This window comes from Formivibrio citricus (assembly GCF_900115065.1).
Taxonomy (GTDB): Bacteria; Pseudomonadota; Gammaproteobacteria; order Burkholderiales; family Chitinibacteraceae; genus Formivibrio; species Formivibrio citricus.
In genome coordinates, this window is the sequence record NZ_FOVE01000004.1 from 123715 (window position 1) to 140803 (window position 17089).

General features: G+C 58.5%; 16 protein-coding genes. 7 read left to right on the plus strand and 9 right to left on the minus strand.

Going from position 1 to position 17089, the window contains the following annotated elements:
- Genes nuoL through nuoN form a run of 3 tightly spaced genes read left to right on the plus strand, consistent with a single transcriptional unit; the run spans window position 1 to window position 5086 of the window.
- Entirely contained in the window at window positions 1–2043 is a 2043-nt protein-coding gene (gene nuoL / locus BMZ36_RS03885; protein ID WP_091191627.1) for an NADH-quinone oxidoreductase subunit L, read from the plus strand.
- Window positions 2044–2066: 23 nt separating this feature from the next.
- Window positions 2067–3638, plus strand: a complete 1572-nt coding sequence (locus BMZ36_RS03890) for an NADH-quinone oxidoreductase subunit M (protein WP_091191630.1) — start codon at window positions 2067–2069, stop codon at window positions 3636–3638.
- Complete coding sequence (gene nuoN, locus BMZ36_RS03895) at window positions 3635–5086, plus strand: NADH-quinone oxidoreductase subunit NuoN (protein WP_091191632.1); 1452 nt, start codon at window positions 3635–3637, stop codon at window positions 5084–5086. Before BMZ36_RS03890 ends, nuoN begins: the two co-directional genes overlap by 4 nt.
- A gap of 110 nt (window positions 5087–5196) precedes the next feature.
- Here nuoN and BMZ36_RS03900 read toward each other — a convergent pair whose 3' ends face one another.
- The 8 genes from BMZ36_RS03900 to BMZ36_RS03935 all read right to left on the minus strand — a co-directional run bounded on the left by BMZ36_RS03900 (window position 5197) and on the right by BMZ36_RS03935 (window position 14156).
- Window positions 5197–6240, minus strand: coding sequence for a phosphatase PAP2 family protein (locus tag BMZ36_RS03900; RefSeq protein ID WP_143085963.1), 1044 nt, complete (start codon window positions 6238–6240; stop codon window positions 5197–5199).
- A gap of 18 nt (window positions 6241–6258) precedes the next feature.
- Entirely contained in the window at window positions 6259–6819 is a 561-nt protein-coding gene (locus BMZ36_RS03905; protein WP_091191636.1) for a phosphatase PAP2 family protein, read from the minus strand.
- Window positions 6806–8896 (minus strand): fused MFS/spermidine synthase, encoded by a 2091-nt coding sequence (locus BMZ36_RS03910; RefSeq protein ID WP_091191638.1) that lies wholly within the window; start codon window positions 8894–8896, stop codon window positions 6806–6808. The genes BMZ36_RS03905 and BMZ36_RS03910 overlap by 14 nt, the downstream gene beginning before the upstream one ends.
- Window positions 8893–10473 carry a hypothetical protein gene (locus BMZ36_RS03915; RefSeq protein WP_091191640.1) on the minus strand — a complete coding sequence of 527 codons (1581 nt, stop codon included), beginning with the start codon at window positions 10471–10473 and terminating at the stop codon, window positions 8893–8895. The genes BMZ36_RS03910 and BMZ36_RS03915 overlap by 4 nt, the downstream gene beginning before the upstream one ends.
- A 193-nt stretch (window positions 10474–10666) precedes the next feature.
- Window positions 10667–11602 carry a glycosyltransferase family 2 protein gene (locus BMZ36_RS03920; protein WP_091191642.1) on the minus strand — a complete coding sequence of 312 codons (936 nt, stop codon included), beginning with the start codon at window positions 11600–11602 and terminating at the stop codon, window positions 10667–10669.
- Complete coding sequence (locus BMZ36_RS03925; protein ID WP_091191644.1) at window positions 11599–12009, minus strand: GtrA family protein; 411 nt, start codon at window positions 12007–12009, stop codon at window positions 11599–11601. Before BMZ36_RS03925 ends, BMZ36_RS03920 begins: the two co-directional genes overlap by 4 nt.
- Entirely contained in the window at window positions 12006–12692 is a 687-nt protein-coding gene (locus tag BMZ36_RS03930; RefSeq protein WP_091191647.1) for a class I SAM-dependent methyltransferase, read from the minus strand. The genes BMZ36_RS03925 and BMZ36_RS03930 overlap by 4 nt, the downstream gene beginning before the upstream one ends.
- Before the next feature lie 9 nt (window positions 12693–12701).
- A complete protein-coding gene (locus BMZ36_RS03935) occupies window positions 12702–14156 on the minus strand; it encodes a hypothetical protein (RefSeq protein WP_143085964.1) in 1455 nt (484 codons plus the stop codon).
- Window positions 14157–14487: 331 nt separating this feature from the next.
- On the opposite strand from BMZ36_RS03935, the gene BMZ36_RS03940 reads away from it, so the two are divergent.
- The 3 genes from BMZ36_RS03940 (at window position 14488) to BMZ36_RS03950 (ending at window position 15543) form a co-directional block, all read left to right on the plus strand.
- On the plus strand, window positions 14488–14667 hold the full coding sequence (locus tag BMZ36_RS03940) for a Flp family type IVb pilin (RefSeq protein WP_091191653.1): 180 nt from the start codon (window positions 14488–14490) through the stop codon (window positions 14665–14667).
- Between the two features lie 87 nt (window positions 14668–14754).
- The gene (locus BMZ36_RS14790; RefSeq protein WP_091191656.1) at window positions 14755–14949 is read left to right on the plus strand and encodes a Flp family type IVb pilin; all 195 of its coding nucleotides are present in this window, start codon (window positions 14755–14757) and stop codon (window positions 14947–14949) included.
- Between the two features lie 60 nt (window positions 14950–15009).
- Window positions 15010–15543 (plus strand): A24 family peptidase, encoded by a 534-nt coding sequence (locus tag BMZ36_RS03950; RefSeq protein ID WP_091191659.1) that lies wholly within the window; start codon window positions 15010–15012, stop codon window positions 15541–15543.
- Window positions 15544–15549: 6 nt separating this feature from the next.
- Here BMZ36_RS03950 and BMZ36_RS14710 read toward each other — a convergent pair whose 3' ends face one another.
- Window positions 15550–15882, minus strand: coding sequence for a hypothetical protein (locus BMZ36_RS14710; RefSeq protein ID WP_245747764.1), 333 nt, complete (start codon window positions 15880–15882; stop codon window positions 15550–15552).
- Between BMZ36_RS14710 and BMZ36_RS03955 the strand changes: the two genes are divergently transcribed.
- Window positions 15844–17034, plus strand: a complete 1191-nt coding sequence (locus tag BMZ36_RS03955) for a DUF8689 domain-containing protein (protein ID WP_245747765.1) — start codon at window positions 15844–15846, stop codon at window positions 17032–17034. The two genes, BMZ36_RS14710 and BMZ36_RS03955, sit on opposite strands and share 39 nt — an antisense overlap.
- The last annotated feature ends 55 nt before the right edge of the window (window positions 17035–17089 follow it).

The window sequence follows — 17089 nt, forward strand, 5'->3', positions numbered from 1 at the left end:
ATGACCATGCAGACAATTTACCTCCTTATTCCACTCGCTCCGCTGCTTGGCGCGCTCATCGCCGGCCTGTTCGGCTGGGCGATCAGCCGCCGCGCAGCCCATGTCGTCACCATTGCCGGGGTTGGCATCTCCTTCCTGCTCTCGGCCTACGTGCTTAAAACACTGCTCTCCGGCGGCGACAGCTTCAACGGCAGCGTCTACACCTGGCTGACCGTGGCCGGGCTGGAATTCAACGTCGGCTTCCTTGTCGACCGCCTGAGCGCGATGATGATGTGCGTGGTGACTTTCGTGTCGTTGATGGTCCACGTCTACACCATCGGCTACATGCATGAAGATCCAGGCTACGCGCGCTTCTTCAGCTACATCTCGCTCTTCACCTTCTCGATGCTGATGCTGGTGATGAGCAACAACTTCGTGCAGCTCTTCTTCGGCTGGGAAGCGGTCGGTCTGGTGTCGTACCTCCTGATCGGTTTCTGGTTCAAGCGCCCGACGGCGATCTTCGCCAACATGAAGGCCTTCCTGATCAACCGCGTGGGCGATTTCGGCTTTCTGCTCGGTATTGGCCTGGTGCTGGCCCACTTCGGCTCGCTCGATTACGCCGAAGTGTTCAAGGCGGCCCCCTCCGTACAAGAGGCTACGATCACGTTATTCCCCGGACATGCCTGGTCCCTGATGACCGTGACCTGCGTACTGCTCTTCATCGGCGCGATGGGCAAGTCGGCGCAGTTCCCGCTGCACGTCTGGCTGCCCGATTCGATGGAAGGCCCGACCCCGATCTCCGCGCTGATCCACGCCGCGACCATGGTCACGGCCGGCATCTTCATGGTGGCGCGCATGTCGCCGCTGTTCGAGCTTTCCGACGCCGCGCTGAACTTCATCCTGGTCATCGGCTCGATCACGGCGCTGTTCATGGGCCTTCTGGGCATCATCCAGAACGACATCAAGCGCGTGGTGGCATATTCCACGCTGTCGCAGCTCGGCTACATGACCGTCGCGCTCGGTGCTTCCGCCTACCAGGCCGGGGTATTCCACCTGATGACGCACGCTTTCTTCAAGGCGCTGCTGTTCCTCGCCGCCGGCTCGGTCATCATGGGCCTGCACCACGACCAGGACATCCGCAACATGGGTGGCTTGCGAAAATACATGCCGATCACCTGGATCACGTCCCTGATCGGCTCGCTGGCGCTGATCGGCACACCGTTCCTCTCCGGCTTCTATTCCAAGGATTCGATCATCGAGGCGGTGCATTTCAGCAAGCTGCCCGCCGCCGGATTTGCCTACTTCGCCGTCATGGCCGGCGTATTCGTGACTGCGTTCTACTCGTTCCGCATGTACTTCCTCGTCTTCCACGGCAAGGAGCGTTTCGGCAAGGCCAGCCACCATGGCGACCATACCGACGAGGAAGAAGCCACCGACCATCATCACGGCTTGACGCCAGGTCAGAAGCCGCACGAATCGCCGTGGGTCATCACCCTGCCCTTGGTACTGCTCGCCATTCCGTCCGTAATCATTGGCGCCGTAGAAATCGAACCCATGTTGTTTGGCGACTTTTTCAGTGATGCCATTTTGATTTCCGGCAACCACGAAGCCATGGCCAAGCTGGGCGAAGTGTTCCGCCTGCATGGTGGCGTAACCGGCATGGGCACCCACGCTTTCATCACCCTGCCCTTCTGGCTTGCTCTAGCCGGAGTGGCCTTGGCCTGGTTCTTCTACCTGAAGCGACCGGATATTCCGTCCGCGATCCGCAAGGCTGCCGGCCCGCTCTACTCGCTGATGGAAAACAAGTACTACATGGATCATCTCTACATCAATGGCTTTGCCGCTGCGGGTCGTGGTATTGGCGTGATCTTCTGGAAGCTCGGCGACACGATCCTGATCGACGGCCTGTTGGTCAACGGCTCGGCCAAGGTTGTGGAATTTGGCGCGGGCCTCGTGCGCCGCATCCAGACCGGCTACCTCTACCACTACGCTTTCGCGATGATCGTCGGCGCGATCATCCTGCTTTCTTGGTGGCTGGGCGGCATTTTGCCGGCCCTGCGCTGATGAACTGAACGGAACAGAACAACATGACAGGACATCTTCTCAGCCTTGCCATCTGGCTACCCGTCGTTGCGGGTATGCTGGTACTCGCCACCGGCAACGACCGCCACGCCAACGTCGCGCGCTGGCTGGCGCTTGCAGGCGCACTGGCGAGCTTCCTCGTAACGCTGCCGCTTTATACCGGCTTCCAGTCTCTGCACGGCGGTCCGCAGTTCGAGGAAATGCGCCCGTGGATTGCCAGCCTCAACATCAACTACCACCTGGGCGTGGATGGCCTTTCGATGTGGTTCGTGCTGCTCAACAGCTTCGTCACACTCATGGTCGTCATCGCCGGCTGGCAGGTGATTCAGGAACGCGTGGCGCAATACATGGCGGCCTTCCTGATCATGTGCGGCCTGATCAACGGCGCGTTTGCCGCGCTCGATGCGATGCTTTTCTACGTGTTCTTCGAAGCGATGCTGATCCCGATGTATCTGATCATCGGCGTCTGGGGCGGGCCGCGCCGCGTCTATGCCGCGCTCAAGTTCTTCCTCTACACGCTGCTTGGCTCGCTGCTCACACTGGTTGCCCTGATCTACCTCTACCAGAAAGCCGGCGGCAGCTTCGAGATCGCAGACTTCGTGCGCGCCGAATTGCCACTCTCCGCCCAAGCCCTGCTGCTGGTCGCGTTCTTCTTTGCCTTCGCGGTGAAAGTGCCGATGTGGCCAGTGCATACCTGGTTGCCCGATGCCCACGTCGAGGCGCCGACCGGCGGCTCGATGGTGCTGGCCGCGATCACGCTGAAACTCGGCGCCTACGGCTTCCTGCGGTTCGCATTGCCGATCCTGCCCGATGCCTGCCGTGAATACGCCTGGCTGTTCATTGCGCTCTCGCTCGTCGCTGTGATCTACATCGGCCTCGTGGCGCTGGTGCAGACCGACATGAAAAAGCTGGTCGCGTATTCGTCGATCTCGCACATGGGTTTCGTGACGCTGGGTCTGTTCATGTTCGCCAAGGGCGAGCTCAACCAGTACGCAGTCGAAGGCGCGATCATCCAGATGATCAGCCACGGTTTTGTCTCTGCCGCGATGTTCTACTGCATCGGCGTGATGTACGACCGCGTACACAGCCGCAAGATCGCCGACTACGGCGGCGTGGCCAACCGCATGCCGATCTTCGCCGCCTTCATGGTGCTGTTCGCAATGGCCAACTCCGGCCTGCCCGGCACTTCGGGCTTCGTCGGCGAATTCATGGTCGTGCTCGGCGCGGTACAGGTGAACTTCTGGTATGCGTTTGCCGCGGCCACCACGCTGATCTTCGGCGCTGGCTACACGCTGTGGATGGTCAAGCGCGTGATCTTCGGCGAGGCGGGCAACGCGCATGTGGCCGAGCTGAAGGACGTCTCGCCGCGCGAATTCCTCGTGCTGGCCGTACTGGCCATCAGCGTACTGGGCATGGGCCTTTACCCGCGCCTGTTCGGCGATGTACTGCACGAATCCACCAACGACCTGATCCGGGCCGCAGCAGTCAGCAAGCTCCCGAAAAACAATTTGCCGCTGCCGGGCGCCGATGCCGCCGATCTTTCCGACAGCCCTCTTCCGAACAAGGTTAAACCATGAGCTGGACACAACTTAATCTTGCCGTCGCCACGCCGGAAATCTTCCTGCTCGTTGCTGCGCTGATCGTTCTGTTGAGCGATATTTTCCTCAACGAACGAAACAAATCCATCGCCTATGGCCTGACGCTCGCCGCATTGGCAGGCACCGCATACCTGTTGCTGCAATCGGCGGGCCAGTCTCCCCGTCCGGGCTTCAACGGCATGTTCATCGCCGACCCGCTGTCGCAGGCCGCCAAATTCGGCATGGTGATTGGCGTGGCGCTGATGCTGGTCTATGGCCGCAGCTACGCCCGGCTGCGCGGCATTTTCCGCGGCGAACTGTTCGCGCTATCGCTCTTTGCCCTGCTCGGCATGATGGTCATGGCTTCCGGCGCGAACTTCGTCACGCTGTACATCGGTCTGGAGCTGCTTTCGCTCTCGCTCTACGCGCTTGTCGCCATGCAGCGCAACAACGTGCACGCGACCGAAGCGGCAATGAAATACTTCGTGCTCGGCGCGCTGGCATCGGGCCTGTTGCTCTACGGCATGTCGATGGTCTACGGTGCGACCGGCGCACTCGACATTCCGACCATCTCGCAGCGCATCACCGTACACGGTGCCAACAACCTGCTGGCGATCTTCGGCTTGGTATTCATCGTCACCGGCATCGGCTTCAAGCTCGGTGCGGTGCCGTTCCACATGTGGGTGCCCGATGTCTACGACGGTGCCCCGACACTCCTGACCCAACTGATCGGCTCCGCCCCGAAACTCGCGGCCTTTGCCTTCACCTTCCGCCTGCTCGCCGAAGCGCTGGCCGGCTACAAGCCGGACTGGAGCAGCATGCTCACGATCCTGGCCGTGCTCTCGCTCGTCGTCGGCAACGTGGCGGCCATCGCCCAGACCCGCCTCAAGCGCATGCTGGCCTACTCCACCATTTCTCACATGGGCTTCCTGCTGCTGGGCTTCATGGCTGGAACACGCGATGGCTACGCAGCAAGTTTCTTCTACGCCATGAGCTACATGCTCACTGCCGCCGCCAGCTTCGGCATGATCATGCTGCTCTCGGGCAAGGATTTCGAGGCCGACCAGATCGCCGACTTCAAGGGACTGGCCAAACGCGACCCGTGGTTCGCCGCCATGATGCTGATCGTGATGTTCTCGATGGCGGGCATCCCGGTCTTCGTCGGCTTCTTTGCCAAGTTCGCGGTGCTCAAGGCCGTAATCAGCACCGGCGCGATCTGGCTGGCCGTGCTGGCGGTGGCCTGCTCGCTGATCGGCGCGTTCTACTACCTGCGCGTGGTCAAGGTGATGTATTTCGACGAGCCGGAAAACCAGGCCCCGATCGCTGCAGCGCCGGACAGCCGCATCCTGCTCTCGGTCAACTGCCTGCTATTGCTGCTTCTGGGTCTACTGCCGGACCGGTTGTTGACGGTATTGACCGAGGCGGTGCAGCGCTCGATGCTGCCCTAGCAATTTAATGGCACTTTCCGCTTGATCTGCTCAACCTGCCAATTGCAGCTTCCACAAAGCCGCAGTTGGCAGTTTCTCGTTAAGCGGCACAGGTACGGGCTCAAACCCATTCATGCGGCTTGGCTATCCCTCGCGACATCCGTTGTATCTCGAAGCAAACGGCGCAGCAACGCGTTCGTAGCTACTACGCTCACAGAGCCAAGAGCAATCCCCCCGGCTCCATCCAATATGTAATGCCAGCCAAGAACAACGGTTGCGCTCCAGACCAGAAGAACCCAGGGCACCGTCACGACCAGGGTCCAGCGTTTTGCTGCGGCAAGCCAGTATGACGTCACCGCGACCATGGCCACGTGCAGACTGGGCATGGCCGAAACGCCTCCCAGCAACACTCCGCCGTGCTCGATGGCCTGCTCAGGTGGTTGAGCCATGACCGATGAAACAAGTTGCATGGCTTGCCGGGTAATTGAATGATCGAGATAGCCAAACAATTCCGGCTTGAAAAAAGCCGGCCCCATTACGGGATTGACCACGCCCAACAGGCGCCCGATATAAAAGAGGACGATCATTGAAACGCAATAATACAGAACGAGGCGTGCGCCCCTGCCCAGCAACACCAGTACAAAGGCCGCAAAAAATTCGATCGGCCAACAACCATGATAGAGCGTGTCCCAAGCCGTGACATTGATCGGCAACCGGGTGAGCCACAACAGCACGTCCTTTTCGATTTCCCACAGATACGGATCGCGCCAACTGGTGACGGGGCCAAGCAGCTTCAGGCTGATCAGTGTGATGTTGGAAGTTCCCAGCAAAGCAAATGCCGTCAGCACGATCAGAACCAACGGTGTCAGTCCGCATGTGAAAAAACGGAATTTTCTTACGGTCTCAACGGTGATTCGCCCGATTCCCGAGAACATCTGCCGACGCTGCAAATTCTCGCAAATCACGCCCAGCAAAATCAGCGCCCCATCCCAAATCACACCGAAAAAGACCAGAAAAAAGAATGCAGCCACAACGACAAAATGGCCATCGTTGAACCACAAGCTGAAAGGCGCACCTACAAACTGTGAAATCAAATAGGTCAAAGACATACAGATGGCATAGGTGCCAAACACAATCCGTAAACATCGACCGTCCAGATTAGTTTTTTCAGCCACCTTCCCACCCTGTAAAAATCAATCCGGTAACCACTTGCGAGCCGCCCACACATTCAACATGGCTATTGCGACCCCCGCCACCACATCTGCCGGAAAATGTGCGCCCACCGAAACACGAGAGATACACACCAGCCACACCCAAACCAGCATTGCATTTTTCCCGGCGCGGGGAAGCTTGGACATGAGCGATGCCGCCATCAGTACAATGTAGGCCGCGTGACCGGAAGGGAAAGAATGATTTGCATCCGAGTTACCCAGCAGCGTGATTCCCTGCCCCTCCAAGACCGCCCAAGGGCGAGGAAAATCCAGAGCAACCTTGAGAGCAGGAACCATGACCATGGATGTCACGATATAGCATAGGGAAAAAACCACCACATTGCGCACAGGCATCAACTCGGGCTTCTTCCATGCCAGTAAAAGTGCGGCTGCCATGTAATAAGGAAATAGTCCGGGATGCCCAAGCCACGAGGCCGCAAGCATGACTTGGTCCAAGACCGGGGCATGTATCTTGTTGACCCATAAAAACAGGGCTTTGTTCAAACCAAACCAGTCATAAAAAAAGCTGTCATATTGATTCATGCTTGCTCCACTTCACCCACAGCGGCGCCAGAATATTGACATAATCATCGGTCCATACGTCCACGTCAGGAAGTCCATCAAGCTCCCCCAGCACAGTCCATTTCCCATCCGCCGATAGCGGCGCCAAGCGATCCGGTTGCCGGGCCAGTACGACAACCCAGGGATCGATATTCAGCCGTCCGGCGTCCTTGCCTGGCTGCAGGGTTGCGGCGGCAGCCAACCCGCGCGCCTTGGCGGCGGCCTTGAGAATTGGCCGCAAATCGTAATAGCGATTGGAAACATGGAACACCAGTACGCCGTCCTCCGCAAGACGAGACAGGTAGACATCCAGCGCTTCCAGCGTCAACAAATGCGTTGGCACACCGTCGCCGGAAAAGGCATCAATGAAAACAACATCATAAGGACGATGCCCCTTGAGCGCTTCACGGCCCAGGTTCAGGCGCGCATCGCCCACCTGGATGCGGACTTGGGCAGGCGTATTTTCCAGATACGAGAACCAGCGGCGGGCAAGCAGTTCCATATCCGGGTCGATTTCAAAGATGGCGATATCTTCGCCAGCGCCAAACCAGGGCGTCGCCCCGCCGGCACCCAACCCTACCATGGCCACGCGCGCCGGACGGTGACGCACCGAGACCGCCTGCTCCAGCGCCCCGCCCGCGTAGTAGTAGCCCAAAGGCTCGTGGTGCCGTTCCGGGTTGAGGTATTGCAAGCCATGCAGCGTTGCGCCATGGACCAGCATCCGGTACGGCGCGCCCTCCTGGGACTGGCGGTCGATAATTCTGGAAAGACCATAGAAATTGCGTAAAGAATAAACTTCCGGGGCATACCAGAATGACATGCCAAGCGCCGTGCAGCCCAGCATCAGCAGCGCCAAGCGCCCTCCTCCTTTCAGCAAGGTCGTGGCTTGCCACCAGGCAAGCATGCCCGGCTGCCAACTGGCAAAGACGACAACCAGTACAGACAAGGGATACTCCAGTAACCCGGTAAACAACAGCGGCGCCACCAGGCTCACCAGCAAGCCGCCGATCCAGCCTCCGACGGCAATCGTCAAATAAAAGCCGGTTAATTGGACTGGATGCGGACGCAAGCCATAAAGCCGTTCGTTGGCAATGACGCACAAGGCATAGAAGCCAAGCAGGATTAAAGGCAACGCCCAAATACCGAACCCCGCGAAACGGGCAGCCAAAAGCGCCAGCAGCGCCATCTCAATCAGCCAGAAATGGAGGCGGGAAACGATAGCCCCCTGCCGGTCGCGGAAAGCAACGATGAAGCTCCCCAGATACAGCGCCAACGGCAGCACCCAAACCATGGGGAAGGAACCCACTTCCATGGCAATCACATTGGTGGCTGCGAGCAACAGGGCCGATGGCCCGGCGCTCAAGGCCAGCCAGTGCAGAACGACCAACTTGCCTGGCCGGGAAACGGCATCTTCATCGGTCCTGCCGGCTTCACACCGAGGTTTCAGCAGCATCCAGGCCCATGCCGTCACCCCCATATAGAACAGATAACCAAGGCTCCATGCCCAGCGTTGCACCGTCACGCCGAACAGCGGTTCCACCAGAAATGGATAGGAGAAAAGTGCGGCCATCGCGCCCAGATTCGATATGCCATAGAGGAAAAAAGGTGGCGAACGACCTGGATTGGACGACGCACCATACCACCAGCTTTGCGCCACCACCGCGCTGGTACTCAGAACAGCAAACGGCAGGGAAACATGCACCAGTAACGCAGCAACCAAGGTGACAATCGGCGCCTTCGGTGCAACTTCAGAAACAAAGCCCAGCGGCCACTGAAGCAAAGGCAAAAACAAAAGCAGAAGGTGCCAAGCGCCGATACGTGGCGCCAGCAGATGGGCATACAGATAACCCAACAACAGCAACGCCTGAAACACCATCAGGCTAACGGTCCATACATGCACCGCACCGCCGAAAAACGGGGTCACCAACCGGCCGACAATCGGCTCCAGGCTGAACGCCAGGAACGCGCCAAGAAAAACCATCGCGCCAGCGGCGAATCGCAGCAGCCGATTTTCTCCGGCCAACGCCGACGCGGCTTCGACAGGATTCGCCGTGGTCATTCAGCACCTCTTTCTGGCCGCCCCGTTACGCCATTTGCTGGCAACCCAATATGGGTTTGCACATGGCTATTGGTTCGAAGTAGCCTCACTGACTGCGAAATAAAAACCGCCTCTGCATTGGGCGAGTAGCGCATGCGTTTGGCCTCATTCCCGCCGAAAATCAGGATGTAATCGTAGTGGCTTTTGAGCCTCTCGTATGTCGGCGGAGACGTGCCTGGCGCATCGGTTCGGGCCAACGCGGCGAGCGGAACATACGGAATCTGGTAGGCGACTCGAAATGGCTGGAATGGCCAAATGTAGAAATTCGATAGAAAAGCCGCGCGATCGATAATGCTCCAGGCCCCTGCGTGGGGTGAAATGGACAGCGACTCCGAACGCCCGTCCAGCACGACAGAGGCAACCGTCGCCCCTTCCGAAATCCGGGCCAGGGCAGTCCTGATACGCTGATATTGCGTGTCCCGCGATACCCACTCTCTGGCTGTTTCCGCGCTGATCAGCGCCACGGCCACGGCGATCACGCCCAGCACTACCTTAGGCCGCAACCTGGTGTTCTCACCAACTTCCAGACCACACCACACCATCAGGCCAAGCGCCGGAATCAGCCGGATATCGACCATGTTGGAACCGAATCCGGCATGCGGAAGCACGATGATGGCGAGCGCGAGCATGCCGGCCATCCACCGAACGGGCATGGCCAGCTTCAGTATCCGTTCGCGAAAGCCGACATAGAGCGCAAAAACGAGGAGAAAACCGAATACGGACTGGCCCAGCACGTAACCAGAAATACAGATCGACGGCGAAAGCGCCAGGATCGTTGCCTTGTGGGCGAACCAGACCAGCGCGGCTTGCAGCCATGAACCCGTGAAGGGTACCGGAACATAGCTTCCGGCTGAATTCGATACCAGCAGGTGAAGCAGCGCCACCGGAATAAACTGCAACAGGGCCAAGAACGGGGCCTGCCATGTCGACCGGCCGATAAGGCCACGCCGGGCGCGGGCGCATCCCAGCTCATAGCCCAGCACGCCAACGGCATAAACGCCCAGCGCGCTCAGGTGGCAGAAATAAATCAGGACGCAGCCTGCCGCAAACGCCATCCAGAGCCAGAAACCAGCACGATGGCGGGCGCAGATCCAGGCAGCAAGTAGCCAGAACGCCAAACCAAGACCAAACAGGTAGTTGAATAAACCCATCTGAAACATGGCGTTGTGGGCGAATAGCAGCACGCCCAGCAACAAATAACTGACCCGGCCCGTCACGGCACGGCCCAATGCCACGGCACCCGAACTCACCAGCAGCGTGGCAAACGAGGCAAACAGCTTGAGCGCAAGTGCTGCGCCCATCCATCCGGCCAATAGGGGCACCACGATGTCCATCGCCAGATTGGTGCCCATTTGAAACGGTCGAAGTGCGTAGTAGCGCTGCAATATCCCGGATTCCGACCAATGCATCAGCACATGCATTCGTGCCAGATGGTTGGGGAAGTCCATGATGTCTGGATGCTGCACCCAATACAGCGGAACCTGCGTCACGGCAAACAACGCAAGAAACCAGGCGATAAATTGCGGAGCAGCCGGCATTTGTTGAACCTGTATCTTCAGTGGGAAGGGCTAGTAGTCAGTCACACAGATTCTGCTATGTTCGGCGTGCCCCGCATCCCCATTCGCGCTGTCGCTTATCCTCGCCATAGCCATGCTATGGCTGCGGTTCGCTTCGCGCGCATGGGGCGCGGATGCGCGCCTCGGCATCCACGCAAACCTGCGTGACTGACTACTAGATTTCGCGATCAATGATGTAACGCGGTCGAGCTTTGCTCTCCATGTAAATCTTCGCGACGTATTCGCCGATCACCCCCAGGCTGAGCAACTGGATGCCGCCAAGAAAGAACATCGGCACCAGCGTCGACGCCCAGCCGGGGACGCCCACGTTGTTGACCAACCGCTCCCACAAGGTCCAAAGCCCGCCGGCAAAGCTCAAGACCGATACACATAGCCCGAACCACATGATGGCGCGCAGCGGCGCCACCGAAAACGAAGTCACGCCTTCCAGAGCAAAGGCGACCATCTTCTTCAATGGATATTTGGTTTCGCCAGCCAAACGCGCACTTCGGTCGTAATGAACGATGGCGCTGTCGAAGCCCAGTTTGGGAATGATTCCGCGCAAAAAAATGTTGCGCTCACGGTACTGCCTCAGCACATCGATTGCGCGGCGCGACAGCAGGCGATAGTCGGCGTGGTTGAAGACGATCTCCACGCCCAGACGAGCCAGCAGCCAATAATAGCCCTCTGCGCTGAAGCGCTTGAAGAACGTGTCGGTCGTACGGCGACGGCGCACGCCATACACCACATCGGCGCCCCCCCGGTGCGCGGCCAGCATCGCGCGCATTGCTTCGGGATCGTCCTGCAGGTCTGCGTCAATACTGATCACCGCATCGCCTGGCACCGTGAACAGCCCGGCCAGAAGCGCGTTCTGATGCCCGCAGTTGCGTGAAAGTTTGATGCCGTGCACCTGCGGGTTCGTGGCGGCCAGTTCCTCGATGAGCGGCCAGGTCCGGTCGCGCGAACCGTCGTTGACAAAGTACAGCGCACTATCGTCGCTGACCTCGCCTTGCGCCTGCAGATCGGCCAGCAATGCAAGCAGGCGTCGTGCGGTTTCAGGCAGTACCGCTTCCTCGTTGTAGCAGGGCACGATGATAGCCAGGCGTGTCATGTTCGCTCTCCTTCCATGCGGTTGAGCCGGTTTGCGAACACCCACCAGCGGCAACCAAGATAGCCGACCACGGTATAAGGCAGCACCGCACCCGCTTGAGCCAATACGGCACTCACCCCCCAGCGCATCAATCCCAGCAATACCGCAACGTTTATCAGCCAAGCCAGCAGCATGACCGATGCAAACCGGAGTACGTGTGGCAGCAACGGGCCGCGCTGGCGGAAGGTCCATTGCCGATTCAGCCCGAAACTGAGCATGAGCCCAATGGCATAGCCGGTTGCATTGGCTGCCACTTCGCCCAATCCCAACGCACGCGCGCCATAGATGAACGCCAATCCTGCGAACGTATTGGCCATCCCCACCACGACAAAGCGCCAAAAGGTGCGGCGCGGGTGGGCTGTTGTCATCTCTGCGCGCACAGCCGGTACTGCGCCCCCAGCGGCAGGCGCGTCAGCATCCGTTCCAGGGGACGCAGGGCACTCAAGGCACCGGGAAAGAAAATGCGGTACGCCAGCGAAATACGATCGAAACCGGCAGCCCGTAGGCGCTCATGCAGCGTCCCTGCCCGGATCAGCACCGCGTTGGCATCGAACGGGCAGGTATTCACGGCATGTCGCGTCAGCGGATTCAACGGGTTGTGCTCGAACACGAACAGACGCCCCTCATCGGTCAGCACCCGACGCAACTCGCGCAACAGGGGGATGTGATCCTCGCTATCGATGTGATGAAAAACACACGCCGCGAAGGCTACATCGAAGCTGCCCGCCGGAAAGGGAATCGTGACCCCATCGAAGATGCAGTAATCCGCAGAGCCCGGATGGCGCTCTCGGGCAATATCCAGCGAACGCTGAGAGACGTCCAGGCAGGTAAGCGATGCCTCTGGAAAAGCCTCGCTCCAGTGGGGCACCGAAGCGCCGACGCCCGCGCCAAAGTCCAGGATGCGACTGGGAGGCTGTTCGGTACACAAGTGCGCCACATCCTGCACCTTGTAACGGGCAAAGTACGCGGGCGTTTCACCGGAGAGCCGGATATTGCTGGCATGTTGCTGTTCATACTCATCGGCGAAACGGTCGAATTCTGCTTTATCCATGATGGCCCTCTAGCGAGAAGTGCCGTTGCTGTCGCGAACATGGACTACCGCAACCGCATCCGTATACACGCGCCGCCAACCCGGCAAGCGGTCGAGCAATGCCAGCGCCGGCGTACCCGGATCAAGCAAGGTCCAGCCGATGCGGTAGTCCTCCAGCAGACGCGGCAAGCTCTGCGACTCACGCAGTTGCATGGCATCGACATAACGTTTCATCAGCGCATCGCCGTACATGTCGGCGCGACCGTCAACGAACACCGGCACCCCACGATAGATCAGGTATCCACCGAAATGGTAGGCGTTGAGAACAGGGCCTGAGGCTCCCGCTTGCATGGCGGCTGCTACGGCAGCCTCAGGCGTGGTTTTGCTCATGGGCGCAAAGCGGTTCGATTGCAAAAGCATCCCGACCAGCAATGTCGCCAGCAATCCGGCGGTGGCAATTGCGCCCCATCGAGCGGGCGCCGCAAGTGCACGGAACACACGATCAACCGACTCAGCATCGCGTTCGTTTCCTTTCGTAGCGAGCCACTGGCGTGCCAGGGGGGCGGCGATCAGGAAAGGCGTCACCAAGCCGAGTACAGCCACATGGCGCTGGTGTTTGAGCGCGAGATGGGTCAGCCCCAGCATGAGCAGCAGGCGCAGCCAAGGCAGGCGCATGCGGCCCGCGCACCCGATAGCCAGCACCAGAATCAACCAGAGTTCCAGCATCTGAAGGCGATGAAAATTGGGCGAAAGCCACTCTTGAATTACATCCAGAGCTACGGTCATATTCATTAACTGGAATGGAAACACAAGTCCATGCCAACCCCATGGCGTAAACATCGCAACAACGACTGACAAACCCACAAAACTCCCCCAGAGCCTTGCCGCAGCACGTCGGTGTCCGGCCGGGCGGGCCAGTACCGCATCAAACGCCAGCGCCGAACCCAGTGTGATTCCGAGGGTAAAGCTGCCATGCAAATTGGCCCACAGCGGCATCAACAGCAGCAGCCACCAAGGTGGATTACGGCCATGCTCGCCCGCATTGACGAGCGCACCCACCCAGACGGCCAGCACCGGCCAGACAAGAACATGAGGACGCGCCAGCAGATGGCTCATCATCATGCCGGCAGCAAACGCCGTGAACAGCAAGGCATGCACCGGCTCCATGCGCGCCAGCAGAAAACGCGTCACATAGGCCAGCGTACCGGCAAATACCAATGCAACGAGAACAACCAGCCCTGCCCACCCAGCGGCTTGGTGCACGCCGGTGAGCACCAGCTCGGACAACCATTCGTGCGCGGTCCAGGCCACGCCGGGCATTGAATGCGAAAACGGATCGCTCTGCGGCACGGTTTGATGCTCGATCATCCAGCGCCCGACTGCCAAGTGCCAGTAGGTATCGCCGTCGGCCAGGATGGCATTGAAGCGCATGCTGCCGAGCACGCCGACGACGGTCAAAAAAGCAACCAGTAAGGGCCATGACACGCCGAAGGTTCGTACGGAGGAAGGTGCGGAGTTCAACGCACTGTCAACGTCAGGCATAAGTTGATTACTCTCGCAAGGAGGTCTTAAGCCAGTCTAGGTTCTGTTGACGTGGGTTACAAATCTGCGCTGAGTCGCTTTTTACCTGCCTCGCAGTCGGGCTGCTGTACCGCAACATTCTCCTTGCATAAAACGTAAAGGGGGCTAGCGTAAAAATGTGCAGGAGACTTATCCCGCCTAAAAGAACGATAAAGCAATGCATTCGTTTTACCACCCAGGGAGACTGTAAACGTTGTCGCACAACGTTGTTTTTCATTCCATTAAGGAGAGCATCATGAAAACCTTGAGCACAAGTATCACTCGCTTCTTGAAAGAAGAAGAAGGCGTAACAGCCATTGAATATGGCCTGATCGCTTCGTTGATTGCTGTGGTGATCATTACTGCCGTGGCATTGGTGGGGACAAACTTGAATGCTGTCTTCAGTTACATTGCCGGGAAGCTGACCACTCCGTAAATGGTTTGCTCCACGCAGGATATGGCTCCTACATTTTCTGCGTGGGGGCGGTCTTTTTTGGTTAATCGCATACCAAGAGGCCTCGCTATGAAAAGAATCTGCTTGTTCCTGCGCACTTTTTGCAAGGATCAAGAAGGCGTAACCGCCATCGAGTATGCGTTGTTAGCCTCCCTGATCGCGGTAGCCATTCTGGGCGGCCTGATGGCATTGAGCAGCTCGCTGCAAGAGATGTGGACCAGGATCGCCGACTGTGTCTCAAACCCGTCAGGCTGCGCGTCGTAATCGCGAATTTCGCGGTTCACGGGAAGCTCAACGGGAAACCCAATCCCGTCGGGAGGATAGATGGATAGCGTGAAGGCTGGCGTACTGGGGCTGCTGCTAGTGATCGCAGCCTGGGGCGACATAAAGCGTCATCGCATTCCTAACATCCTGATCCTGACGGGATTGGTTTTGGCCATTCTCCTTGGAGCTTGGCAGGCCGGGTTTCCCGGCTTACTGAGCGCAGGGGGAGGTTTTGCCTTGGGATTAGCAGCATTTTTACCTTTTTACCTGCTGCGCGCGCTAGGTGCAGGCGATGTCAAATTGATGGCCGTGGTTGGCGGTTTTCTGGGGCCAAGCGGATTGCCGGGTGCAATCCTTGGCACTTTTCTCGCCGGCGGAGTGATGGCATTAGCGCTGGCACTACATGCCGGCAAACTTGGCCAGATGCTGAAAAACATCAAAGCCATGCTGACCAACGGCATGATCGACGTAAGTCTCAAGCAAATGCCGATCATGGAAGCCGGACCGCAATCGGTCGGCAAATTGCCCTATGCCGTGGCCATCGCCACAGGCACGCTGGGGTTTCTGGTTTTACGCTACATCGGCTGGATGTAAACAGCTTCAAAGTTCGGCCAGCATGCCGTTTGCAGATTTTTGAGTGCACAGCAGCAAAATCTGGTCTAGCGTGAAATAACGATGAAATTCCAGAACGGCAGATGACAAAAAACTGTCTGCTGTCGAAATAAAAACACACAGGTGGAGAAAATAATGATGATGTCCACCAGAAACATATGGCGAGAGGAAGTTGCCGAGGCCAGCCAAGCCCCAACCCTGATCCCCCCGCAACCCCGCAACGTCGGGGATACCGGCCTGAACTTTCTGTTCCAGGTAGAGCTGCTGACCAAAGTCCTGTTCATGCGCGGTCAGTTGCGTCTGGTTGAAATCGCCGATCACCTCAAACTGTCGATCGGCGTACTCGAACCGCTCTTGGCCTTTTTGCGCACCGAGCGCTTGTGTGAAGTCTCCCGCAGCAGCGGCACGGATACCTCGACTTCCTACACCCTGACCGACTTGGGGCGCCTGCGCGCTGAAGATTTCCTGCAAAAAAGCCAGTACGCCGGCCCGGCCCCCGTCAGCCTGGAAGACTATATCCGGCAAATCCAGCAACAATCCGTTTCGAACATGGTGGTGACGCATGACGACATCGTCAAGGCGTTCGAAGGGATAGTCGTAAAGGAAAACATTCTCAAACAGTTTGGTGCGGCCATGAACTCGGGGCGTGCGATTTTCGTTTATGGCCCTGCCGGCAGCGGCAAGAGTTTCATTTCGGAACATCTGGTCGGTCTACTCTCCGGCGATGTGGCCGTTCCCTATGCCGTGGTCGTGGATGAAGCCATCATCCAGGTATTCGATCCGCTGGTGCACAGGCCAGTCCCGCAGACCGAGGCCAATATCAGTCTGGACGGCAAACGCGCCTGCGATCCGCGTTGGGTGCGATGCCATCGTCCCGTAGTCACCACCGGGGGCGAGCTCACGCTGCCGATGCTGGACCTGGATTTCGATACCAGCACGCGCTTTTATCAGGCCCCTCCGCAGGTCAAAGCCAACAATGGCCTGCTGATCATCGATGACCTTGGCCGCCAACTGACACCCGTGCTTTCACTGCTCAATCGCTGGATCGTGCCGCTGGATCGGCATGTGGATTACCTGGCACTGCATACCGGCAAGAAATTCATGGTGCCGTTCGACGTGATCGTGGTCTTTTCCACCAACATGAAACCGCAAGATCTGGCCGACGAAGCCTTCCTGCGCCGCTTGGGTTACAAGATCTATGTCGGCGCGCTTGAAGAACAGGACTATCGCAACATTGCCAGACAAGTCTGCACGGAAATGGACGTGCCATTTTCCGAAGACGGCCTCGATTACCTGCTGCAAGAACTCCACCACAAGGAAGGCCGGCCCCTTTTTGCCTGCATTCCGCGCGACATCATCGGCCAGGTTCGGGATATCGCACGCTACAGCAACAAGCCACCGGAAATGACACCGGAATTTTTGGATTGGGCCTGGAGCAATTATTTTGCAAGGGACTATGAAAAACCGACTTGATGAGTTTGCGCGCACAGGTCGCTCAGGCGGGCGCACCAACAGGCAATCACCTGTA